Origin of the sequence: Streptomyces subrutilus, from assembly GCF_008704535.1 — a bacterium.
In the GTDB taxonomy this organism is placed as follows: domain Bacteria; phylum Actinomycetota; class Actinomycetes; order Streptomycetales; family Streptomycetaceae; genus Streptomyces; species Streptomyces subrutilus.
Map to the genome: position 1 here is coordinate 3,211,059 of NZ_CP023701.1, position 20,639 is coordinate 3,231,697.

General features: G+C 68.9%; 25 protein-coding genes. 2 read left to right on the forward strand and 23 right to left on the reverse strand.

Translation table 11 applies throughout. The features are described 5' to 3' along the window. Positions 1 to 100: 100 nt before the first annotated feature. From rpsQ to rfbB, 18 genes are all read right to left on the reverse strand, one after another. Positions 101 to 385 carry a 30S ribosomal protein S17 gene (gene rpsQ / locus CP968_RS13855; RefSeq protein ID WP_150518311.1) on the reverse strand — a complete coding sequence of 95 codons (285 nt, stop codon included), beginning with the start codon at positions 383 to 385 and terminating at the stop codon, positions 101 to 103. Next, positions 385 to 609 carry a 50S ribosomal protein L29 gene (rpmC, locus tag CP968_RS13860; RefSeq protein ID WP_008739703.1) on the reverse strand — a complete coding sequence of 75 codons (225 nt, stop codon included), beginning with the start codon at positions 607 to 609 and terminating at the stop codon, positions 385 to 387. The genes rpsQ and rpmC overlap by 1 nt, the downstream gene beginning before the upstream one ends. After that, entirely contained in the window at positions 609 to 1,028 is a 420-nt protein-coding gene (rplP, locus tag CP968_RS13865; RefSeq protein WP_030026326.1) for a 50S ribosomal protein L16, read from the reverse strand. The genes rpmC and rplP overlap by 1 nt, the downstream gene beginning before the upstream one ends. A gap of 5 nt (positions 1,029 to 1,033) precedes the next feature. After that, on the reverse strand, positions 1,034 to 1,876 hold the full coding sequence (gene rpsC / locus CP968_RS13870) for a 30S ribosomal protein S3 (protein ID WP_008739710.1): 843 nt from the start codon (positions 1,874 to 1,876) through the stop codon (positions 1,034 to 1,036). Further along, positions 1,876 to 2,223, reverse strand: coding sequence for a 50S ribosomal protein L22 (gene rplV / locus CP968_RS13875; protein WP_037792011.1), 348 nt, complete (start codon positions 2,221 to 2,223; stop codon positions 1,876 to 1,878). The genes rpsC and rplV overlap by 1 nt, the downstream gene beginning before the upstream one ends. A 44-nt stretch (positions 2,224 to 2,267) precedes the next feature. After that, entirely contained in the window at positions 2,268 to 2,549 is a 282-nt protein-coding gene (gene rpsS / locus CP968_RS13880) for a 30S ribosomal protein S19 (RefSeq protein ID WP_142214205.1), read from the reverse strand. Positions 2,550 to 2,561: 12 nt separating this feature from the next. Beyond that, positions 2,562 to 3,398, reverse strand: coding sequence for a 50S ribosomal protein L2 (gene rplB / locus CP968_RS13885; RefSeq protein WP_008739715.1), 837 nt, complete (start codon positions 3,396 to 3,398; stop codon positions 2,562 to 2,564). A gap of 40 nt (positions 3,399 to 3,438) precedes the next feature. Next, positions 3,439 to 3,762, reverse strand: a complete 324-nt coding sequence (rplW, locus tag CP968_RS13890) for a 50S ribosomal protein L23 (RefSeq protein ID WP_073912895.1) — start codon at positions 3,760 to 3,762, stop codon at positions 3,439 to 3,441. Further along, positions 3,762 to 4,412, reverse strand: coding sequence for a 50S ribosomal protein L4 (gene rplD / locus CP968_RS13895; protein WP_150518312.1), 651 nt, complete (start codon positions 4,410 to 4,412; stop codon positions 3,762 to 3,764). The genes rplW and rplD overlap by 1 nt, the downstream gene beginning before the upstream one ends. Before the next feature lie 4 nt (positions 4,413 to 4,416). Then, positions 4,417 to 5,061 (reverse strand): 50S ribosomal protein L3, encoded by a 645-nt coding sequence (gene rplC / locus CP968_RS13900; RefSeq protein ID WP_007265899.1) that lies wholly within the window; start codon positions 5,059 to 5,061, stop codon positions 4,417 to 4,419. Between the two features lie 14 nt (positions 5,062 to 5,075). Then, a complete protein-coding gene (rpsJ, locus tag CP968_RS13905; protein WP_003948644.1) occupies positions 5,076 to 5,384 on the reverse strand; it encodes a 30S ribosomal protein S10 in 309 nt (102 codons plus the stop codon). An 820-nt stretch (positions 5,385 to 6,204) separates the two neighbouring features. After that, entirely contained in the window at positions 6,205 to 8,025 is a 1,821-nt protein-coding gene (locus tag CP968_RS13910; RefSeq protein ID WP_150518313.1) for a hypothetical protein, read from the reverse strand. A 6-nt stretch (positions 8,026 to 8,031) separates the two neighbouring features. Next, positions 8,032 to 9,333 carry a lipopolysaccharide biosynthesis protein gene (locus CP968_RS13915; protein ID WP_189828840.1) on the reverse strand — a complete coding sequence of 434 codons (1,302 nt, stop codon included), beginning with the start codon at positions 9,331 to 9,333 and terminating at the stop codon, positions 8,032 to 8,034. A 25-nt stretch (positions 9,334 to 9,358) separates the two neighbouring features. Next, positions 9,359 to 10,243, reverse strand: coding sequence for a glycosyltransferase family 2 protein (locus CP968_RS13920; protein WP_150518314.1), 885 nt, complete (start codon positions 10,241 to 10,243; stop codon positions 9,359 to 9,361). Between the two features lie 9 nt (positions 10,244 to 10,252). Then, positions 10,253 to 11,059, reverse strand: coding sequence for a glycosyltransferase family 2 protein (locus CP968_RS13925; protein ID WP_150518315.1), 807 nt, complete (start codon positions 11,057 to 11,059; stop codon positions 10,253 to 10,255). Further along, on the reverse strand, positions 11,056 to 11,457 hold the full coding sequence (locus CP968_RS13930; protein WP_150518316.1) for a DUF2304 domain-containing protein: 402 nt from the start codon (positions 11,455 to 11,457) through the stop codon (positions 11,056 to 11,058). Before CP968_RS13930 ends, CP968_RS13925 begins: the two co-directional genes overlap by 4 nt. Before the next feature lie 141 nt (positions 11,458 to 11,598). Further along, positions 11,599 to 12,459 carry a dTDP-4-dehydrorhamnose reductase gene (rfbD, locus tag CP968_RS13935; protein ID WP_229886040.1) on the reverse strand — a complete coding sequence of 287 codons (861 nt, stop codon included), beginning with the start codon at positions 12,457 to 12,459 and terminating at the stop codon, positions 11,599 to 11,601. Positions 12,460 to 12,506: 47 nt separating this feature from the next. Next, a complete protein-coding gene (gene rfbB / locus CP968_RS13940; protein ID WP_150518317.1) occupies positions 12,507 to 13,484 on the reverse strand; it encodes a dTDP-glucose 4,6-dehydratase in 978 nt (325 codons plus the stop codon). 81 nt (positions 13,485 to 13,565) lie between these two features. Between rfbB and rfbA the strand changes: the two genes are divergently transcribed. Both rfbA and rfbC read left to right on the forward strand, forming a co-directional pair. After that, positions 13,566 to 14,441, forward strand: coding sequence for a glucose-1-phosphate thymidylyltransferase RfbA (rfbA, locus tag CP968_RS13945; RefSeq protein ID WP_150518318.1), 876 nt, complete (start codon positions 13,566 to 13,568; stop codon positions 14,439 to 14,441). Further along, positions 14,438 to 15,037, forward strand: coding sequence for a dTDP-4-dehydrorhamnose 3,5-epimerase (gene rfbC, locus CP968_RS13950; RefSeq protein ID WP_150518319.1), 600 nt, complete (start codon positions 14,438 to 14,440; stop codon positions 15,035 to 15,037). The genes rfbA and rfbC overlap by 4 nt, the downstream gene beginning before the upstream one ends. Before the next feature lie 202 nt (positions 15,038 to 15,239). On the opposite strand, the gene tuf is transcribed toward rfbC, so the two are convergent. The 5 genes from tuf to CP968_RS13975 all read right to left on the reverse strand — a co-directional run bounded on the left by tuf (position 15,240) and on the right by CP968_RS13975 (position 20,564). Next, positions 15,240 to 16,433 carry an elongation factor Tu gene (gene tuf, locus CP968_RS13955; protein ID WP_150518320.1) on the reverse strand — a complete coding sequence of 398 codons (1,194 nt, stop codon included), beginning with the start codon at positions 16,431 to 16,433 and terminating at the stop codon, positions 15,240 to 15,242. Between the two features lie 148 nt (positions 16,434 to 16,581). Further along, entirely contained in the window at positions 16,582 to 18,711 is a 2,130-nt protein-coding gene (gene fusA, locus CP968_RS13960) for an elongation factor G (protein WP_150518321.1), read from the reverse strand. Between the two features lie 39 nt (positions 18,712 to 18,750). After that, positions 18,751 to 19,221, reverse strand: a complete 471-nt coding sequence (gene rpsG / locus CP968_RS13965) for a 30S ribosomal protein S7 (protein ID WP_007265894.1) — start codon at positions 19,219 to 19,221, stop codon at positions 18,751 to 18,753. Between the two features lie 2 nt (positions 19,222 to 19,223). Beyond that, positions 19,224 to 19,595, reverse strand: coding sequence for a 30S ribosomal protein S12 (gene rpsL / locus CP968_RS13970; RefSeq protein WP_007265893.1), 372 nt, complete (start codon positions 19,593 to 19,595; stop codon positions 19,224 to 19,226). Between the two features lie 489 nt (positions 19,596 to 20,084). Next, positions 20,085 to 20,564 (reverse strand): helix-turn-helix domain-containing protein, encoded by a 480-nt coding sequence (locus tag CP968_RS13975; RefSeq protein ID WP_150518322.1) that lies wholly within the window; start codon positions 20,562 to 20,564, stop codon positions 20,085 to 20,087. Between the last annotated feature and the right edge of the window lie 75 nt (positions 20,565 to 20,639).

Sequence of the window (20,639 nt, forward strand, 5' to 3'; positions counted from 1 at the left end):
TCTCCTGTTTGTCTGCCGGTTCCCGGCGGGGGCTTCACTCCGGAGAGCTGGGCCCCCACCGAGCCTGGCGGAACGAACCTGAGGGAAACCCCTCAGGTGCTTACTTGGCCTTCTCGAGGATCTCGACGATGCGCCAGCGCTTGCTCGCCGACAGCGGACGCGTCTCCATGATGAGGACGCGGTCGCCGACGCCGGCAGCGTTCTGCTCGTCGTGAGCCTTGAGCTTGTTCGTACGGCGGATGACCTTGCCGTACAGGGCGTGCTTCACGCGGTCCTCGACGGCGACGACGACGGTCTTGTCCATCTTGTCGCTGACGACGAGACCCTCACGGGTCTTGCGGAAGCCGCGCGCGGTCTTCTCAGTCACGTTGTTGTTCTCGCTCATCAGGCGCTCTCCACCGTCTCGATACCGAGCTCACGCTCGTGCATCAGGGTGTAGATGCGAGCGATGTCCTTACGGACGGACTTGAGCCGGCCGTTGTTCTCCAGCTGACCCGTGGCCGCCTGGAAGCGGAGCTTGAACAGCTCCTCCTTGGCCTCGCGCAGCTTGCCAACGAGCTCCTCGTTGCCGAGCTCACGCAGCTCGGACGCCTTGGTTCCCGTCGCCATCACGACTCACCTGCCTCGCGCCGAACAATCCGGCACTTCATCGGAAGCTTGTGAGCAGCGCGGGTGAGCGCCTCACGAGCAATCTTCTCGTTCGGGTAGGACAGCTCGAACATGACCCGGCCCGGGTGCACGTTGGCGATCCACCACTCGGGAGAACCCTTACCGGAACCCATGCGGGTCTCGGCAGGCTTCTTCGTCAGCGGACGGTCCGGGTAGATGTTGATCCAGACCTTGCCGCCACGCTTGATGTGGCGGGTCATCGCGATACGAGCCGCCTCGATCTGGCGGTTCGTGACATAGGCGGGGGTGAGCGCCTGGATACCGTACTCGCCGAACGAGACCTCAGTACCGCCCTTGGCCATACCGCGGCGCTTCGGGTGGTGCTGCTTACGGTGCTTGACCCTACGAGGGATCAGCATGTCGGTCAGGCCTCCGTTCCGGTGCTCTCGGCCGGAGCGGCGGCGGGAGCGTCGGCCTTGGGGGCCTCGGCACCAGCAGCCTGCTGCGGCTTGCGGCCACCACGGCCGCCGCGCTCGCCACCACGGCCACCACGGCCGGCGGGACGGTCGCCAGCGCCCTGCGCGCCACGGGCCGGGCGGTTGCCCGCACGGGCCGCAGCGTTCTCGGCGCGAACCTCGGCGATGTTCTTGACGTCGCCCTTGTAGATCCAGACCTTCACACCGATACGACCGAAGGTGGTCTTGGCCTCGAAGAAGCCGTAGTCCACGTTCGCGCGCAGCGTGTGCAGCGGCACACGACCCTCGCGGTAGAACTCGGAGCGGGACATCTCGGCGCCGCCGAGGCGACCGCCGCACTGGATCTTGATGCCCTTGGCGCCGGCCTTCATCGTGCCCTGCATGCTCTTGCGCATGGCACGACGGAAGGAGACGCGGGAGGAGAGCTGCTCGGCAACGGCCTGGGCAACCAGCTGAGCGTCGAGCTCGGGGTTCTTGACCTCGAGGATGTTCAGCTGGACCTGCTTGCCCGTGAGCTTTTCGAGGTCGCCGCGGATGCGGTCGGCCTCGGCGCCACGGCGGCCGATGACGATGCCCGGACGAGCGGTGTGGATGTCCACACGCACGCGGTCACGGGTGCGCTCGATCTCAACCTTCGAGATGCCGGCGCGCTCCATGCCGGACGTCATCATCCGACGGATGGCGACGTCTTCCTTGACGTAGTCCTTGTACAGCTTGTCGGCGTACCAACGCGACTTGAAGTCGGTGGTGATGCCGAGCCGGAACCCGTGCGGGTTTACCTTCTGGCCCATTACCGGGAACCTTCCTTGCTGCTGACGACCACGGTGATGTGGCTGGTCCGCTTGCGGATCCGGTAGGCACGGCCCTGCGCACGCGGACGGAACCGCTTCAGGGTCGGGCCCTCGTCCACGAACGCCTCGCTGATGACCAGCGTGGAGGCGTCCGGGTGGTTGTAGTTGTGTGCGGCATTGGCAATGGCGCTGTCCAGCACCTTGCCAACCGGCACGCTCGCGGCCTGCGGGGCGAAACGCAGGACCGCCTGAGCCTCCGTGGCATCCATGCCACGGATAAGGTCCACCACTCGGCGGGCCTTCATGGGCGTGACGCGGATGTACCGCGCCTGGGCCCTGGCTTCCATGGTTGTCCCTTCGGTGTAAGTCATTAGTCGTAACCACCCCGCCTTTAGCGGCGCTTCGACTTCCGGTCGTCCTTGACGTGGCCGCGGAAGGTGCGAGTCGGCGAGAACTCGCCGAGCTTGTGGCCGACCATCGACTCGGTGACGAACACCGGGACGTGGGTCTTGCCGTTGTGCACCGCGATCGTGTGGCCCAGCATGGCCGGGATGATCATCGAGCGACGGGACCAGGTCTTGATGACGTTCTTGGTGCCGGCTTCGTTCTGGACATCCACCTTCTTGATGAGGTGGTCGTCGACGAAGGGCCCCTTCTTGAGACTGCGCGGCATCTAAACCCGCTCCTAGCGCTTCTTGTTCGTCTTGCGGCGGCGGACGATGTACTTGCTCGAAGCCTTCTTCGGCGAGCGAGTACGACCCTCCTTCTGACCCCACGGGGAGACCGGGTGGCGACCACCGCTGGTCTTACCCTCACCACCACCGTGCGGGTGGTCGACCGGGTTCATCGCGACACCGCGGACGGAGGGGCGAACGCCCTTCCAGCGCATGCGGCCGGCCTTGCCCCAGTTGATGTTCGACTGCTCGGCGTTGCCGACCTCGCCGACGGTGGCGCGGCAGCGCGCGTCGACGAGACGGATCTCACCGGACGGCATACGAAGGTGGGCCATGGTGCCCTCCTTCGCCAGCAGCTGCACGGACGCACCGGCGGAGCGGGCGAACTTCGCACCGCCACCGGGACGCAGCTCGATCGCGTGGATCGTGGTACCGACCGGGATGTTGCGCAGCGCCAGGTTGTTGCCGGGCTTGATGTCGGCCGTCGGGCCGTTCTCAATCCGGTCACCCTGCTTGAGGGCCTTCGGCGCGATGATGTAGCGCTTCTCGCCGTCGGCGTAGTGCAGCAGCGCGATGCGCGCGGTGCGGTTGGGGTCGTACTCGATGTGCGCGACCTTCGCCGGCACGCCGTCCTTGTCGTGACGACGGAAGTCGATCACGCGGTAGGCGCGCTTGTGGCCGCCACCCTGGTGGCGAACAGTGATCCGACCGGTGTTGTTACGGCCGCCCTTGCTGTGCAGCGGGCGAACCAGCGACTTCTCCGGCGTGGACCGCGTGATCTCGACAAAGTCGGCGACGCTGGAGCCACGACGGCCCGGGGTCGTCGGCTTGTACTTGCGGATACCCATTTCTCAGTCCTCGTCCGATTCCGGACGACTCAGGACTCCGTTAGGAGCCCTGGCCGCCGAAGATGTCGATTCGGTCGCCCTCAGCGAGGGTCACGATGGCGCGCTTGGTGTTCGCACGCTTGCCGAAACCGGTCTTGGTGCGCTTGCGCTTACCCTGACGGTTGATCGTGTTGACCCCGGTGACCTTGACCGAGAAGACCGCCTCGACGGCCTGCTTGATCTGGGTCTTGTTGGCGCCGGGCGCGACGATGAACGTGTACTTGTTCTCGTCCAGCAGCGCGTAGCTCTTCTCCGAGACAACCGGCTTGATCAGCAGGTCGCGCGGGTCAGTGAAGGTCTTGCTGGTAACGGTCGCCTCAGACATCAGGCGTCGCTCCCTTCGGTCTCATCGGCCTTGGGGCCAGACACGAAGGACTCGAAAGCGGCCTGGGTGAAGACCACGTCGTCAGAGACGATCACGTCGTACGTGTTCAGCTGGCCCGGCTCCAGGATGTGAACCTGGGGCAGGTTGCGGGCGGACAGCCACGCGGCCTCGTCGGCACGCTCGACGACCAGGAGCACGTTCTTGCGCTCCGAGATCTTGCCGAACAGCGTCTTGGCGGCCTTCGTGGAGGCGGCACCCTCGACCACGCCGGTGACGACGTGGATGCGGGAGTGACGCGCACGGTCCGAGAGGGCACCGCGGAGGGCGGCGGCCTTCATCTTCTTCGGGGTCCGCTGGGAGTAGTCACGCGGCTGCGGGCCGTGGACGACGCCACCGCCGACGAACTGCGGAGCGCGGGTCGAACCCTGGCGGGCGCGGCCGGTGCCCTTCTGGCGGTAAGGCTTGCGGCCACCACCACGGACTTCGCCACGACGCTTGGTCTTGTGCGTGCCCTGACGGGCAGCTGCCAGCTGGGCGACAACGACCTGGTGGATCAGCGGAACGCTGGTCTTGGCGTCGAAGATCTCCGCGGGGAGATCGACGGTACCGGCCTTGTCGCCTGCCGGCGAAAGGATGTCAATGGTGCTCATTACCTCAAGCCCCCTTGGCCGCGGTACGGACCAGGACGAGGCCGCCGTTCGGACCGGGGACCGCACCCTTGATGAGGAGCAGACCCTTCTCCGCGTCAACCGCGTGGATGGTCAGGTTCTGGGTGGTGACGCGCTCGTTGCCCATACGACCGGCCATGCGCATGCCCTTGAAGACACGCCCAGGGGTGGCGCAGCCACCGATCGAACCGGGGGAGCGGTGCTTGCGCTGCACACCGTGACCGGCGCCGAGGCCCCGGAAGTTGTGCCGCTTCATGACACCGGCGAAGCCCTTGCCCTTGCTGTTGCCCGTGACGTCTACCTTGACGCCGGACTCGAACACCTCGGCAGTGATCTCCTGGCCGAGCGTGTACTCGCTGGCGTCGGAGGTGCGGAGCTCCACCAGGTGGCGGCGGGGGGTGACGTCGGCCTTGGCGAAGTGGCCCTTGAGGGGCTTGTTCACCTTGCGCGGGTCGATCTCGCCGAAGGCGATCTGGACCGACTCGTAGCCGTCGATGTCGTTCGTACGGACCTGGGTAACGACGCAGGGTCCGGCCTTGACCACGGTGACCGGGACGACACGGTTGTTCTCGTCCCAGACCTGGGTCATGCCGAGCTTCTCGCCCAGGACGCCCTTGATCTGCTTTGCCATCTTCTCGACGCCTCTCAGAGCTTGATCTCGATGTCAACGCCGGCCGGAAGGTCCAGGCGCATCAGCGAGTCAACGGTCTTGGGGGTCGGGTCGAGGATGTCGATCAGGCGCTTGTGCGTGCGCATCTCGAAGTGCTCGCGCGAGTCCTTGTACTTGTGCGGCGACTTGATGACGCAGTACACGTTCTTCTCAGTGGGCAGCGGCACCGGGCCCGCGACCGACGCACCAGTGCGCGTCACCGTCTCGACGATCTTCTTCGCCGACGAATCGATGACCTCGTGGTCGTAGGCCTTGAGCCGGATGCGGATCTTCTGTCCCGCCATGGCTACTCCGTAGTCCTGTCTGTTGTGGAAACGCTCTGGCTCCCGGCCGGCTGCGGAGCGATTCGCTCCACTGTTCCCCCTCCGACCCACGCGGTCGGGCGTGTCGCACACCCTCTACAGAAAATTCCCATACGGAAATTCCCTCGTCCAAGGGGGTACGGTCCCAAGACCGCGATCGGGGGAAGAACACCCACCGAGTGCCTGGTCGGCCCCGTGCTCACGCTTCCCAGAAGATTCCCGTACGTCCGCCCTCATTGCTGCCCCGAGAGGCAGATTAAGGACGACGAGTACTGTGGGACTCGCTTCCGGTCCTCCCGGCGGGAGGCGCGCAGCATCGGCACTCAACCGAGCAACTTGAGTAGTCTGCCATACGAGGCACGTACTGCGCCAATCGGGCCGAAGAGAATACCCCGCCACGCTCCGTGGTCAAACCGCACGCGCCCGCACCGTGGCGGACGGCCGGTCGGCCCCGCACCGTGGGGTGCGGGACCTCCCGGGACCGGCCGGTCGGCGGCCGGAGCGGGTCACATGCCGAAGTACCCCGTGATGTCCGCGAGCAGGTCGACGCCGCCGGACAGGGGCGCAGCGGAAGCACCCGGCAGCCCGAAGGGCTTCGTGCCCTGCCGGCGGAGGACGGCCCTGCCCTCCCCCTTCTCCTTCGGCCCGAGCCGGTGGGCCGCTCCCTCGACGGGAGGGGCCGCCTCGCGGGAAGCGCCGTGGTCGACCCCGTCCAGGGGATCGACGCCGCTGCCGTGCCGGGCACGGGCGCGTGCGCGGCACGGGCGAAGGACGGAGGGGCTCAGCCCGGACGGGGCGCGGGCTACCCGCGTCGCCAGACCACGTAGTCGCGCTGCCGGACGTCGCGGTCCACGTGCCAGCCGGCCGGAGCCTTGGGCCAGCTGGCGGTGGCCGGGGCGTTGTCGTCGAAGAGGGCGAGCACGGCCACGTTGGCCTCCGCGGGCGGCTGCTCGTCCTTGATCAGGGCGCGGGTCCAGACCCGGCCGTCCAGCACCGTGTACGCCAGGGTCGTCCGGCCCTCCCAGCGCAGGTCCCGGTCCATCACCAGACGGTCACCCGGCCGGATGCCGGCCTCCTTGATCAGTCCGGTGCCGTCGCCGTAGCGTTCCTCGGTCCAGGGCTCGGTGACCCGGTCGGTGATGACGGCCGTCCCGGCTCCGGCGAACACGGCGAGCGCGATCCCGGCGGCACCCGCGCCCAGCGCGAACCGGCGGCCGGCGCCCAGCAGGCGCAGCAGCACGAGGGCGGCGAACACGATCAGGGCGACCGCGGTGGTCCGGCCCGCGTGGAAACTGTCCCACCCCTCCGACCAGCGGCTGGAGAGGAAGGTCGCGTCGGGCAGGCCCCACGGGATGAACCAGGACTTGTGCAGCTCGTTGACGGCCATGCGCAGCAGCACCGCCGTCAGTGCCGCCGTCACGGCGGTGGCCGCCACCCCGATCGCGACGATCTTCTTCCAGCCGCGGACGTGGTACAGCGCGGCCACCGCGACCACCACGTACACCGCGGCCAGCGGGGAGAGGTAGCGGGCGTAGACGATCGTGTCGATCCGGTGGTCGGCGGGCAGGCCGGCGGCCGCGGCCAGCGCGATGCCGCCCAGCAGCGCGACCATCAGGAAGCCCACCACCCGGTCGGCGCGGGCGAAGCGGGAGCTGAACACCACCCACACGCAGACCACCAGGGCCAGCGCGCCCAGCCCCCAGGTGCTGGTCATGAAGTACCAGAGGTGACCGACCGTCCGCATGAAGGTGCGACGCATCAGACGGGTGTTCTCAAGGGTCTGGAAGACCGCGTTGCCGACCTCGCTCGGCTGGGCGCCGTCGATCCGCGACATCAGCCAGGCGGTCATCAGCTGCTTGACGACGAACATCACGGCCAGTACGACCAGCCCCAGCGCCGCGGCGATCCGCGGAACCCAGTTGAGGACCAGCGCCACCAGCAGCACCAGGCCGGTCAGCGCGATGATCACGCCGCCGCGGTCGTGGGTGAGCAGGCAGTAGCCGGCGGCGAAGGAGGCCAGCAGGGCGAACCTGATCCGACGGCCGCGGCTGCCCTCGGAGAACAGCCCGTGCACGCCGATCAGCCAGAGCAGCACCAGGACCGGCAGCGCGGTGTCGGCCATCGCGAACTGCGAGTAGAAGACCACCGGCGGAAGCAGCACCGCGGCGGCCGCGACGACGTACGAGACGGGCCGGGAGACGTTCAGCCGGCGCAGCGCCCAGTACGCGGCCGGCAGCACCAGACAGCTGATCAGGGCGTTGATGCCCAGGATCAGGTGGTAGGCGTAGACCGGGTCCTGGGTGATCCGCATGGCGGGCGAGATGAGCAGCGAGTAACCACCGGGGATCACCTGGTTGCCCGGGATCTCGGTGGTCGGCAGACCGGCCATGATCCTGGCCATGACCAGGTACATCTGCTCGTCCGGGTTGACCGTCGGATAGTCCTGCCGGGTCACCAGGGACAGCCGGAAGAGCACGTTGAGCACGTACCCGAGGGCCAGCGCCGACGGCACCACCCACCGGGCGTGCCACCACTGCGGCCCGGTGCGGCCGTCCTCCGAAGAGGTCCCGGCGGACGGGCCGCTCTCCGGCTCGGCGGTGGACATGGGGGCCAGTCGCGTCATGACAGGTCAGACTTCCGTGAGATGTCCGTTGGGTACCGCTGCGGCGGTCGTACGGGGGGCCACCGCGCCGCGCAGCGTCAGCAGCATCGCGGCGGCGGCGGCCAGCGAGCCGACCGCGTAGGCGAGGCCCACCCGCAGTGCGATGTCGCCGGGGAGCACGGTGATGCCCAGCAGCACCGCGGTGCCGAACGCCCAGCAGGCCAGCTGGGCACGGTGCTTGTGCAGGACCATCTGGGCCTGGCCGAGCACCATCGCGAGCATGTAGCAGGTGGTCCCGGAGGCGAACCACAGGAAGTCCAGGTGACCCAGCTGCCCGGGCGACGCGCCGAACAGCACCTCGATCAGCCAGGGCCCGATCAGCACGGCGGGTACACCGCCCACGACACCGAGGCCGAGCACCACCAGGCAGGCCTTGCGGAGCATCCGGGCGAAGCCCTGGGGGTCGCCCGCGGCCACCACGGTGGACAGACCCGACAGCAGCGAGGCCTGCAGCGAACCGAAGACGAACAGCGGCACGCGGGCCAGCACCAGTGCGCTGAGCAGGGCCGAGATCAGCGCGGTGCGGTGGGGTTCGAGCAGCTGGGTGCTCATCACCGCCGCGTTCACCACCGCTTGGGCCAGCAGGGTCGCGGCGATCAGCGGTCCGAGACCGCGAACCAGCTCGGGGGTCCGGATGGTGCCGCCGGGCCGGGCCGCGCGCAGGGTCGGGCGCAGCGTGACCAGCAGCGCCACCACCGGCGACACGACGAGGATCAGACTGAAGGCGAGCGCCGAGTGGAGTCCGGCGGCGGCGCAGGCGAACGCCAGAACGATCCGCAGGCCACCGTCCACGGCGAGCTGCGAGCCGTACGGGGTGAACCGCCCGGTCCCCGCCAGGACGCCCCGGGTGAGGTAGCACACGGCCATCCCGGCGAAGGCGCCGCCGAGCACGGCGACCAGCTGGCGGTCGCCCTGGAAGAGCCGGTCGGCGATGGGCCCGGCGAAGACGGCGAGCACGCCGAGCACCGCGGCGAGGATGCCCGCGGTCAGCAACGCCGCCTTCCGGAGTACGGGAGCGACGCCCTCGCCCCGCACCGTACGGGCCGCGACGATCCGGGTGAGTTCCTGCTCCACCGGGAAGAACAGGCCGATCCCGACGGACATCACCAGGGTCCACAGGACCGAGACGCCGGCCATGTCGGCCTTGGAGAGGCTGTGTCCGGCGACGGCGAGGTGGATGTAGGAGGCGGCGCCCAGCACGGCGGTGCCCCCCGCGACCATGGTGGTCCCGGGGGGCAGGGCCTTGAGCAGTTTCGAGATCGGGTTCATCGGGGTGCTTTCGAAGGCCGCACGCTCAGCGCGTGGCGTGGCGGAGCATCGCCCTGACGCCGGGCCGGCCGGCGTGCTTGACGGCGCCGGGCAGCAGGGTGATCGCGTGCAGCCGGGAGGAGAGGTGGAGCCGGGAGATCTTGGCGGCGTGCGGCCAGCCGTGCCGTTCCAGCCGGTCGGCGGTTTCCAGGAAGAAGCGCTTGGCCTCCTCGAAGCGGTGGCCGGTGTAGGCCTTCGCCGAGGACTCGCTGCCGGCGTGCCGGCGGTAGCTGAAGCAGACCTCCGGCGTGGTGGCCAGGGTCTCCCCCGCGACCAGCAGGTCGATGACGAGGGCGAGGTCCTGGATCACGCCCAGGTCGGCACGGAAACCGAAGGGCTTGACCGCTTCGGTCCGCCAGCAGATGGACGGGAAGTACAGCCAGTTGCCGCGCAGCAGGCCGGCGGCCAGCTCCTCCCCGCCGAGCAGGGCCCGCTCCTGCCCCTGGGGCGAGTACAGCTTGCGCTTGGTGCGGTCGACCAGGGTGTCGAACGGCAGCCCGTCGGTGCCGATCACCCGGACCCCCGGCTGGATCATCGCGGCGGACGGCTCGCGGTCGGCCGCCGCCCGCACCACCTGGAGGTAGTTCGGGTGCATGAGGTCGTCGCAGCCCATGAGGACCAGGTACTCGTACTCGGCGAGCTCGACGCAGCGGTTGAAGTTGCCGGTCACACCGAGGTTGTGCTCGTTGCGGAAGTAGCGGACCCGCGGGTCCGCCAGGGCTGCGAACCAGCCGGGGACGTCCGGCTCGCTGCCGTCGTCGACGACCGTGAGCCGCCAGTCGTCACCGTCCTGGGCCAGGACGCTGCGGACCGCGTCCTGCATCAGCGCGACGTCGCCGTAGTACGGCAACAGGATTTCGAAACGCGACATCGTCTCCGCCTAGGCCTTCGTCAGCTCACGGCCGAGCTGCTCGGCGGTGCGCCGTCGGGAGGCGTCGTAGGACGGGGAGCCGGGGGCGAACGCCTTCAGTTCCTTGGGCATGCGCCGGATCATCGCGAGCAGCAGCACCAGGCCGGCCCGGGTGAGGTAGACCATCGCCTTGAGCGGCGAGGCGCTCGGCCGGCCGGTGGTGCGGGCCCGCATCGCCACGGGGACCTGGCGGACGGTGAAGCCCGAGCGGGCGGCGCCGACCATGGACTCGATGGTGTCGCCGAGGTACTCGACCGGGTACCAGCGGGCGAAGAATTCTATGAGGGGCCGGTTGCAGGCCCGGAAACCCGAGGTGGTGTCGGTGAGCTTGGTCCGGGTGATCCGGGAGAGCACCACGGACAGCAACGACATCGCCCACTTGCGCGGACCGCGCACCTGGTAGTCGCCGTCGCCGGCGAACCGGGCGCCTATGACGAGGTCGGCGTCGCCGGTGGCGAGCCGTTCGAGCAGGGCCGGGACGTAGGCCGGGTCGTGCTGGCCGTCGGCGTCCACCTGGATCGCCACGTCGTAGCCGTGCTGCTGCGCGTAGCGGTAGCCGAGGCGCATCGCGCCGCCGACGCCCAGGTTGAACGGCAGCTGGGCGACGGCCGAACCGGCTGCGCGCGCTACCGCGGCGGTGTTGTCCGTCGAGCCGTCGTCGACCACCAGGGTGTCGACGTAGGGCAGTTGGGCCTGGATCTCGCGCAGGACGGAGGGCAGTCCGTCCTCCTCGTTCCAGGCGGGAAGGATGATCAGGACGCGACGACCGTCGTTCACGACTTCACCTGTGCCTCGATGGCGCCGGAGTCCTCCGTGCGCGGCGACGTGCTGGGGTAACCGCCCTGCTGGACGAGATGCGCGCGGATGAGGGCCACGTCCTCCGCGAGGATGCGGGTCTCCGCCTCCAGCCGGCTGGTCTCCCAGCTCAGGTGCAGGCTGACCAGCAGGACCAGGACGAAGCCGGTGAACAGGACCAGGCTCGCGCCCGAGGCCACTCCGAGGCTCTTCGCCACCGGGTCCAGCAGGTTCGGCACGAATCCGAGCGGCGCGACCAGCAGCCCGATGGCCAGCCATATCGCGGCGTACTTCTCCCGCAGTTGCTGACGGCGCAGCAGCTCGAGGATGTACCCCAGCACCAGCACACCGGTGATGGAGGTCAGGACGGAGAGTTGCACGGGGGCGGCGCCTTTCGCGCGAAGGGGCCAACGGCTTTGTCGTAGAAGCATATGGCACGTCAGAAGACGCCGATCGGGCCCGGAAGGGTTCCCCCGGCCCCGCCCCGGCGCCGTGTGGTGCGGAGCGGCCGGCCGGTCCGCTCAGCTCTCCGACGGAGGCTTCAGCAGGTCGGCGAAGGCGGGGCGCCCGAGGGCATCGGCGAGCTGGGCCTGCCACCCGGGCAGCGGCTCCAGCCCGGCCCGCGCCCAGCGGTCGTGACCAAGCACACTGAACGCGGGCCGGGCGGCGGGGCGTACGAACGCCTCGGAGGTGGTGGGGCGGATGCGCTCGGGGTCCAGGCCGCTGAGCCGGTACGCCTCGCGGGCCAGCCCGAACCAGGTGGTGCGGCCGCTCGCGGTGCCGTGGTAGACCCCGGCCGGGGCGCGCCCGGCAAGGGCGGCGAGGCCGAGTTCGACGAGGCGGGCGGCCAGGGCGCGGGTCCAGGTGGGCTGGCCGTGCTGGTCGTCGACCACGTCGAGGTGGTCGCGCCGGGCCGCGAGCCCGAGCATGGTGGCGACGAAGTTCGGGCCGTGCTCGCCGTACAGCCAGGCCGTGCGGACCACGTAGCCGTCGTACGGGAGCAGTTCGGCGACGGCCTGCTCGCCGACGAGCTTGGAGCGGCCGTACGCGTTGACCGGGCCGGTGGCCGCGGACTCGGCGTAGGGCTCGGTGGCGTCGCCGGGCAGCACGTAGTCGGTGGAGACGTGCAGGAGGCGGGCGCCGGCCTCGGCGCAGGCCGCGGCGAGGACCCGTACGCCGGTGCCGTTGACGGCGGTGGCCGCGGTCTCGGCGCTCTCCGCGCCGTCCACGTCGGTCCAGGCGGCGCAGTTGACGACGACGGCCGCGCCCTCGACGGCGGAGCGGACGGCCGCGGGGTCGGTGATGTCGAGGTCGGCGCGGCGCAGGCCCACGGCCTCGATGCCGGCGTCGGCGAGGGCGGCGAGGACGTCCCGGCCGAGCATCCCGGCGGCGCCGGTCACCAGCCAGCGGGCGGCTGCGGGGTTCGCGCTCACTTCTGCAGGGCCGCCTTCGCCTTGAGCGGCTCCCACCAGGCGCGGTTCTCGCGGTACCAGTCGATGGTGGCCTTGATGCCGTCCTCGAAGCCGATCTGCGGGGCGTAGCCGAGCTCGGCGCCGATCTTGCCTATGTCGATGGAGTAGCGCAGGTCGTGGCCCTTGCGGTCCTCCACGGGCTCGACCATGTCCCAGCCGAGGCCGGCGGCGTCGAGGAGGACGCCGGTGAGCTCCTTGTTGGTGAGCTCGGTGCCGCCGCCGATGTTGTAGACCTCGCCGGCGCGGCCCTTGCGCAGGGCCAGGTCGATGCCGCGGCAGTGGTCGGAGACGTGCAGCCAGTCGCGCACGTTGCCGCCGTTGCCGTACAGCGGGACCTTCTTGCCGTCCATCAGGTTCGAGACGAACAGCGGGATGACCTTCTCCGGGAACTGGTAGTGCCCGTAGTTGTTGGAGCAGCGCGTGACCACCACGTCCATGCCGTGGGTGCGGTGGTAGGCCAGGGCCAGCAGGTCGGAGGAGGCCTTCGACGCGGAGTACGGGGAGTTCGGCACCAGCGGCCACTCCTCGGTCCAGGAGCCCTCGGCGATCGAGCCGTAGACCTCGTCGGTGGAGATGTGGACGAAGCGGCCGACCCCGTGCTTGCGGGCGGCGTCCAGGAGGACCTGGGTGCCCACGACGTTGGTCAGGACGAAGGGGCCCGCACCGGCGATGGAGCGGTCCACGTGCGACTCGGCGGCGAAGTGGACGACCGCGTCGTGACCGGCCATCACCTGGTCGACGGCGGCCGGGTCGCAGATGTCGCCCTGGACGAAGGCGTATCCGGGGTGGTCGGCGACCGGTGCGAGGTTGGCTTCGACGCCCGAGTAGGTCAGTTTGTCGAAGACCGTGATCCGCGCCGACGGGTCCGCACCGAGCTGCTGCCGGACGAATTCTGAACCGATGAAGCCGGCGCCGCCGGTCACGAGGATGCGCATAATACGAAGAGTCTAGCCGCTAGCCGAACGTCACAGGCCCGTGGCTCCGTTGCCCCGCACGCTCTCGCATAGGGTTCTCCCATGCGTGGAATCCTCTTGGCCGGTGGCACCGGATCGCGACTCTGGCCGCTGACCCGGGCAGTCTCGAAGCAGCTGCTGCCCGTCTTCGACAAGCCGATGATCTACTATCCGCTCTCCACCCTGGTGATGGCGGGCATAACCGAAGTCCTGATCATCACCACACCGGACGACCGCGACCAGTTCGAGCGCCTGCTCGGCGACGGCTCCCAGTTCGGGCTGCGGCTGGAGTACGCCGTCCAGGAGCGCCCCGAGGGGATCGCCCAGGCCTTCGTCCTCGGCGCCGACTTCATCGGCGACGACTCCGTCGCGCTCATCCTCGGCGACAACATCTTCCACGGCAGCGGCCTGGGCACCCGGCTCTCCGAGCACACCGGGTCCGCGGGCGGCCGCGTGTTCGCCTACCCGGTGGCCGACCCGACCGCGTACGGCGTGGTCGAGTTCGACGAGAAGGGCCAGGCCATCTCCATCGAGGAGAAGCCGGCCGCGCCCAAGTCCCGCTACGCCGTGCCCGGTCTGTACTTCTACGACAACCGCGTCGTCGAGATAGCCCGCGGGCTGAAGCCCAGCGCCCGCGGCGAGCTGGAGATCACCGCGGTCAACGACGCGTACCTCCAGGCCGGCGAGCTGAACGTCACCATCCTCGACCGCGGCACCGCCTGGCTGGACACCGGCACCTTCGTCTCGATGGTGCAGGCCTCGGAGTTCGTGCGCGTCATAGAGGAGCGCCAGGGCTTCAAGATCGGCTGCATCGAGGAGGCGTCCTGGCGGGCCGGCCTGATCGACTCGGCCCAGCTGCGCGCGCTCGCCGAACCGCTGACGAAGAGCGGCTACGGCGACTACCTGCTGACCCTGCTGGACGAGGAGGAAGCCCGATGAAGTTCCGCGAGCTGTCCATCGAGGGCGCGTTCGAGATCACCCCTCAGCTGCACGGCGACCCGCGCGGCCTGTTCACCGAGTGGTACCGCTTCGACCGGCTCGCCGAGGTCGTCGGACACCCGCTGAACCTCGCGCAGGGCAACCTGTCCGTCTCCGCCGCCGGCGTGGTCCGCGGCGTCCACTTCGCCGACGTGCCGCCCGGCCAGGCCAAGTACGTGACCTGCGTGCGCGGCGCCGTCCTCGACGTGATCGTCGACCTGCGCGTCGGCTCCCCCACCTTCGGCCGCTGGGAGGGCGTGCGCCTCGACGACGCCGACCGCCGTGCCGTCTACATCGCCGAGGGCCTGGGCCACGGCTTCTGCGCGCTGAGCGACGACGCCACGCTCTCCTACCTCTGCTCCGAGCCGTACAACCCGACCGGTGAGCACGCGGTGCACCCGCTCGACCCCGACCTGGCCATCGAGTGGCCGGCCGACGTGCCGCAGCTGTCCGCCCGCGACGAGGCCGCCCCGTCGCTGGCCGAGGCGATCGCCTCCGGCCTGCTGCCGGACTACGCCGCGTGCAAGGAGTTCACCGAGTCGCTCCGGACGGCCTGACCCCGGCCCCCACGCGCTCCGCACGACACGAGGGCCGCACCCCGCAACGGGGGTGCGGCCCTCCGTCGTCGGCCAGCGCGCGGACCCGCCGCGGCCGGTCCCGCCCACGCCGAAGGGCCCCGTCCCACCGCCTGCGCGGTGGGCCGGGGCCCTTCAGTGCAACGTGGTGCCCGGTGACCGGGCTACCAGGTCAGAGCACGAATTACTTCGTGATCTTGGTGACCTGGCCGGCGCCGACGGTACGACCACCCTCACGGATGGCGAACTTGAGGCCCTCCTCCATGGCGACCGGCTGGATCAGCGCGACCGTCATCTCGGTGTTGTCGCCCGGCATGACCATCTCCGTGCCGGCCGGCAGGGTGACGACACCCGTGACGTCCGTGGTACGGAAGTAGAACTGCGGGCGGTAGTTGTTGAAGAACGGGGTGTGACGGCCACCCTCGTCCTTCGACAGGATGTAGGCCTGGGCCTCGAACTCGGTGTGCGGGGTGACCGAACCGGGCTTGATGATGACCTGGCCGCGCTCGACGTCCTCGCGCTTGATGCCGCGGAGGAGCAGACCGACGTTCTCGCCGGCCTGGCCCTCGTCGAGCAGCTTGCGGAACATCTCGATACCGGTGACCGTGGTGGTGGTCTTGGTCTCCTTGATACCGATGATGTCGACGGTCTCGTTGACCTTCAGGACACCACGCTCGATACGGCCGGTGACGACCGTACCGCGACCGGTGATCGTGAAGACGTCCTCGACGGGCATGAGGAACGGCTTCTCGGTGTCACGCGGCGGGGTCGGGATGGCCTCGTCGACGGCGGCCATGAGGCCGAGGAGCTTCTCGCCCCACTCCTTGTCGCCCTCAAGGGCCTTCAGCGCGGAGACGCGGACGACCGGAAGGTCGTCGCCCGGGAACTCGTACTCGGAGAGCAGCTCGCGGACCTCGAGCTCGACGAGCTCCAGGATCTCCTCGTCGTCCACCATGTCGGCCTTGTTCAGGGCGACGACGATGTAGGGGACGCCGACCTGGCGGGCCAGGAGCACGTGCTCCTTGGTCTGCGGCATCGGGCCGTCGGTGGCGGCGACCACGAGGATCGCGCCGTCCATCTGCGCGGCACCGGTGATCATGTTCTTGATGTAGTCGGCGTGACCCGGGCAGTCGACGTGGGCGTAGTGACGCGCCTCGGTCTGGTACTCGACGTGCGCGATCGAGATGGTGATACCGCGCTGGCGCTCCTCGGGAGCCTTGTCGATCTGGTCGAAGGCCGAGGCCTCGTTCAGGTCCGGGTACGCGTCGTGCAGCACCTTGGTAATGGCGGCCGTGAGGGTCGTCTTACCGTGGTCAATGTGACCGATGGTGCCGATGTTGACGTGCGGCTTAGTCCGCTCGAACTTCGCCTTCGCCACGGGGTCCTCCTGGAGAGTGGTTCTGTACGCCTTACTCATCGGCGCCAGGTGATCTTTGCTGGATAGCCGGTCCCTCCGGGGCAACGAAGGGTTACTCCTGTTGCCCCAGAGGCTCCGGTGACAAGCCTAAAGCGTGTACTCGGAAGAGTTACTCGCCCTTGGCCTTCGCGATGATCTCCTCAGCGACGTTCCGGGGAACCTCGGCGTAGGAGTCGAACTGCATCGAGTAGCTGGCGCGACCCGAGGTCTTGCTGCGGAGGTCTCCGACGTAGCCGAACATCTCCGAAAGGGGCACGAGGCCCTTCACGAGGCGTGCGCCGTGACGCTCCTCCATGGCCTGGATCTGGCCACGGCGGGAGTTGATGTCACCGATGACATCGCCCATGGACTCTTCGGGCGTGGTGACCTCGACGGACATCATCGGCTCGAGGAGCACGGGGGACGCCTTGCGCGCGGCCTCCTTGAAGGCCTGCGAACCGGCGATCTTGAAGGCGAGCTCCGAGGAGTCGACCTCGTGGTAGCCACCGTCGAGAAGAATGACGCGGACGCCGGTCATCTCGTAGCCGGCCAGGATGCCGAACTGCATGGCTTCCTGCGCACCGGCGTCGACCGAGGGGATGTACTCCCTCGGGATGCGGCCACCGGTGACCTTGTTCACGAACTCGTACGCCGGACCGTCGGCTTCGAGGATGGGCTCGATCGCGATCTGCACCTTGGCGAACTGACCGGTACCACCGGTCTGCTTCTTGTGGGTGTAGTCGTGACGCTCGACGGTCTTGCGGATCGTCTCGCGGTAGGCCACCTGCGGCTTGCCGACGTTGGCCTCGACCTTGAACTCGCGCTTCATACGGTCGACCAGCACCTCAAGGTGCAGCTCGCCCATACCGCCGAGGATGGTCTGGCCGGTCTCCTCGTCCGAGTGAACGTGGAAGGAGGGGTCCTCCTCCGCGAGACTCTGGATGGCGACACCCAGCTTCTCCTGGTCACCCTTGGACTTGGGCTCGATGGCGACCTGGATGACCGGAGCCGGGAAGTCCATGGACTCCAGGATCACGGGTGCCTTGTCGTCACACAGCGTCTCACCGGTGGTGGTCTGCTTCAGGCCCATGACGGCGACGATGTCGCCGGCGCCCACCGCCGCGATCTCCTCACGCTTGTTCGCGTGCATGCGGTAGATCTTGCCGATGCGCTCCTTCTTGCCCTTGACGGAGTTCAGCACCGCGGTGCCGGCCTCCAGGCGGCCCGAGTAAACCCGGACGAAGGTGAGCTTGCCGAGGTGCGGGTCGCGCATGATCTTGAACGCGAGCGCCGCGAGGGGCTCGTCGTCCGAGGGCTTGCGCTTCACGACGACCTCGGCGTCACGGACGTCGTGACCCTCGATGGCCTCGATGTCCAGCGGCGACGGGAGGTAGCGGATGACGGCGTCGAGCAGGGGCTGAACGCCCTTGTTCTTGAACGCCGTGCCACAGAACACCGCGGTGATCGTGGCGCCGTTGCCCTTGCCCGAGCCGATGATGATCCGGCGGACGGCGGCGTGCAGCTGCTCGACGGAGGGCTCGGTGCCCTCCAGGAACAGCTCCATGACCTCGTCGTCGTTCTCGGCGACCTGCTCCACGAGCTTGGCGCGCCATTCCTCGGCGGCCTCGGTGTGCGTGGCCGGGATGTCGACGATGTCGTACATCTCGCCCTTGGTCGCCTCGGCGGACCAGACGAACGCCTTCATGGTGACCAGGTCGACAACACCCTGGAAGTCGGCCTCGGCACCGATCGGCAGCTGCATGACGATCGGAACCGCACCGAGGCGGTCCTTGATCATCTCGACGCAGCGGTGGAACTCGGCGCCGGTGCGGTCCAGCTTGTTGACGAAGCAGATGCGGGGCACGCCGTAACGGTCGGCCTGGCGCCAGACCGTCTCGGACTGCGGCTCCACACCGGCGACACCGTCGAAGACGGTGACGGCACCGTCGAGGACGCGGAGCGAACGCTCCACCTCGACGGTGAAGTCGACGTGACCCGGGGTGTCGATGATGTTGATCGTGTGGTCAACGTCGTCGAGGGGCCAGTGGCAGGTCGTCGCGGCAGACGTGATGGTGATACCACGCTCCTGCTCCTGCTCCATCCAGTCCATCGTGGCGGCGCCGTCGTGGACTTCACCGATCTTGTACGACACACCGGTGTAGAACAGGATGCGCTCGGTGGTGGTCGTCTTGCCCGCGTCGATGTGGGCCATGATCCCGATGTTGCGGACCTTGGCCAGGTCAAGCGAAGTGGTAGCCATAAGGCTTCGGTCTTCTCTCGGTCTCGATGTGGGGTGGGACTACCAGCGGTAGTGCGCGAAGGCCTTGTTGGACTCGGCCATCTTGTGCGTGTCCTCACGCTTCTTGACGGCCGCACCGAGGCCGTTCGAGGCGTCGAGGAGCTCGTTCATGAGGCGCTCGGTCATGGTCTTCTCGCGGCGGGCGCGGGAGTAGCCCACGAGCCAGCGGAGGGCCAGGGTCGACTGGCGACCCGGCTTGACCTCGACGGGGACCTGGTAGGTCGCGCCACCGACACGGCGGGACTTGACCTCCAGCGACGGCTTGACGTTCTCCAGCGCGCGCTTCAGCGTGATGACCGGGTCGTTGCCGGTCTTCTCGCGGAGGCCTTCCATGGCGCCGTAGACGATGCGCTCGGCGGTGGAGCGCTTGCCGTTCAGGAGGATCTTGTTGATGAGCGACGTCACCAGAGGAGATGCGTAGACCGGGTCGATGATGACCGGGCGCTTCGGGGCGGGGCCCTTACGAGGCATTCTTACTTCTCCTTCTTGGCGCCGTAGCGGCTGCGGGCCTGCTTGCGGTTCTTGACAGCCTGGGTGTCAAGCGCACCGCGGATGATCTTGTAGCGAACACCCGGCAGGTCCTTCACACGGCCACCACGCACGAGCACGATCGAGTGCTCCTGCAGGTTGTGTCCCTCACCCGGAATGTAGGCCGTGACCTCGATGCCGGAGGTCAGACGCACACGCGCGACCTTACGCAGCGCCGAGTTCGGCTTCTTCGGGGTGGTCGTGAACACACGCGTGCAGACGCCACGACGCTGGGGCGAAGCCTCAAGCGCGGGGGTCTTTGTCTTCTCGACCTTGTCCTGCCGGCCCTTCCGGACCAGCTGCTGGATCGTAGGCACTACTTCTCCGGTTTCTGTGTGCCGTGTAGTGAAGCTAACCTGGAACATTTGCCGACCCACGCGGTCGGGTGTGTCGGATCCGGCGGACCTCCGCGCAAGCACGGAAACGCATGGATCGCGGTGGCCGATCCGACCCACATGCGGTTGATGGACACGCACGGGAGCCGAGGCACACCCCAGGCACAAGGTCAGAGCGTACCTACCTCACAGAGGTAGGTCAAAACAAATGCCCAGCACGAAAACACACCGGGCGCAAGCGGAGCACCCGCCGCGTCCGGGGGCCGGTCGGTACGCGCGGCGCGCCGGGCGGGGCCGGGCGGGGGGCCGCTGCCGGGCGGGTGCGGCGCCCGGACGCGGCCGGCGGCACGGGGCCGCCGACGGCCGGGCGGGCCGGCCCCGAGGCGGTCCGAGGTCGGTCCCGGGTCAGTCCCGGGTCAGTCGCGGGTCGGTCCCGAGGCGGTCCGAGGTCGGTGCCGGGTCGGTCCGGGGTCAGTCCCGGGCCCGGCGGCGGCCTTCCGCGGCGGCCGGGGCGTCGGCGGGCGTCTCGACGGGGGCGTCGCCCCCGGCGGCCGCCGCGTCCGGCTCCAGGAACTGGCTGACGACCTTGACGAACACCTCGCGACGGCCCTCGGGGACGCCGAGCCAACGGGCGAAGTCCTCGATGGTCGGGGGCCTGCCCCCGGGTGGCGCCCCCTGCGAGGCGAACGGGAGCTCCTCGGGGCTGACCCGGCCGGACCGGATCAGCATGTCGCGCACCGATACGCCCAGCAGCGGGGCGATCCGCCGCATGGTCTCCAGGTCGGGCATGCTCTGCCGCTGGAGCAGTCGCGTGACGGCGGCCCGGTGGACTCCGGCCTCGTCGGCGATCCTCGACTTGCCACCGCCCCGCGGGGTGTCGATGTCGTAGCCGCGCTCCCGCATGAGGCCTTCGACCCAGGCCGCGAACGCGTCCAATTCGAGAGTGCTCATGTGCCGCTCCTCAAGTCCGCAGTCCGCTCCATGAGATCACAGCCTAGCGTGCTTGCGCGCACAGAATTATACCCT

Bases quoted from the DNA above. Each gene is read 5' to 3' on its own strand.
- rpsQ (WP_150518311.1), bottom strand. From the start codon at position 385: ATGAGCGAGAACAACAACGTGACTGAGAAGACCGCGCGCGGCTTCCGC.
- rpmC (WP_008739703.1), bottom strand. From the start codon at position 609: ATGGCGACGGGAACCAAGGCGTCCGAGCTGCGTGAGCTCGGCAACGAG.
- rplP (WP_030026326.1), bottom strand. From the start codon at position 1,028: ATGCTGATCCCTCGTAGGGTCAAGCACCGTAAGCAGCACCACCCGAAG.
- rpsC (WP_008739710.1), bottom strand. From the start codon at position 1,876: ATGGGCCAGAAGGTAAACCCGCACGGGTTCCGGCTCGGCATCACCACC.
- rplV (WP_037792011.1), bottom strand. From the start codon at position 2,223: ATGGAAGCCAGGGCCCAGGCGCGGTACATCCGCGTCACGCCCATGAAG.
- rpsS (WP_142214205.1), bottom strand. From the start codon at position 2,549: ATGCCGCGCAGTCTCAAGAAGGGGCCCTTCGTCGACGACCACCTCATC.
- rplB (WP_008739715.1), bottom strand. From the start codon at position 3,398: ATGGGTATCCGCAAGTACAAGCCGACGACCCCGGGCCGTCGTGGCTCC.
- rplW (WP_073912895.1), bottom strand. From the start codon at position 3,762: ATGTCTGAGGCGACCGTTACCAGCAAGACCTTCACTGACCCGCGCGAC.
- rplD (WP_150518312.1), bottom strand. From the start codon at position 4,412: ATGAGCACCATTGACATCCTTTCGCCGGCAGGCGACAAGGCCGGTACC.
- rplC (WP_007265899.1), bottom strand. From the start codon at position 5,061: ATGGCAAAGCAGATCAAGGGCGTCCTGGGCGAGAAGCTCGGCATGACC.
- rpsJ (WP_003948644.1), bottom strand. From the start codon at position 5,384: ATGGCGGGACAGAAGATCCGCATCCGGCTCAAGGCCTACGACCACGAG.
- CP968_RS13910 (WP_150518313.1), bottom strand. From the start codon at position 8,025: ATGACGCGACTGGCCCCCATGTCCACCGCCGAGCCGGAGAGCGGCCCG.
- CP968_RS13915 (WP_189828840.1), bottom strand. From the start codon at position 9,333: ATGAACCCGATCTCGAAACTGCTCAAGGCCCTGCCCCCCGGGACCACC.
- CP968_RS13920 (WP_150518314.1), bottom strand. From the start codon at position 10,243: ATGTCGCGTTTCGAAATCCTGTTGCCGTACTACGGCGACGTCGCGCTG.
- rfbD (WP_229886040.1), bottom strand. From the start codon at position 12,459: ATGCTCGGCCGGGACGTCCTCGCCGCCCTCGCCGACGCCGGCATCGAG.
- rfbB (WP_150518317.1), bottom strand. From the start codon at position 13,484: ATGCGCATCCTCGTGACCGGCGGCGCCGGCTTCATCGGTTCAGAATTC.
- rfbA (WP_150518318.1), top strand. From the start codon at position 13,566: ATGCGTGGAATCCTCTTGGCCGGTGGCACCGGATCGCGACTCTGGCCG.
- rfbC (WP_150518319.1), top strand. From the start codon at position 14,438: ATGAAGTTCCGCGAGCTGTCCATCGAGGGCGCGTTCGAGATCACCCCT.
- fusA (WP_150518321.1), bottom strand. From the start codon at position 18,711: ATGGCTACCACTTCGCTTGACCTGGCCAAGGTCCGCAACATCGGGATC.
- rpsG (WP_007265894.1), bottom strand. From the start codon at position 19,221: ATGCCTCGTAAGGGCCCCGCCCCGAAGCGCCCGGTCATCATCGACCCG.
- CP968_RS13975 (WP_150518322.1), bottom strand. From the start codon at position 20,564: ATGAGCACTCTCGAATTGGACGCGTTCGCGGCCTGGGTCGAAGGCCTC.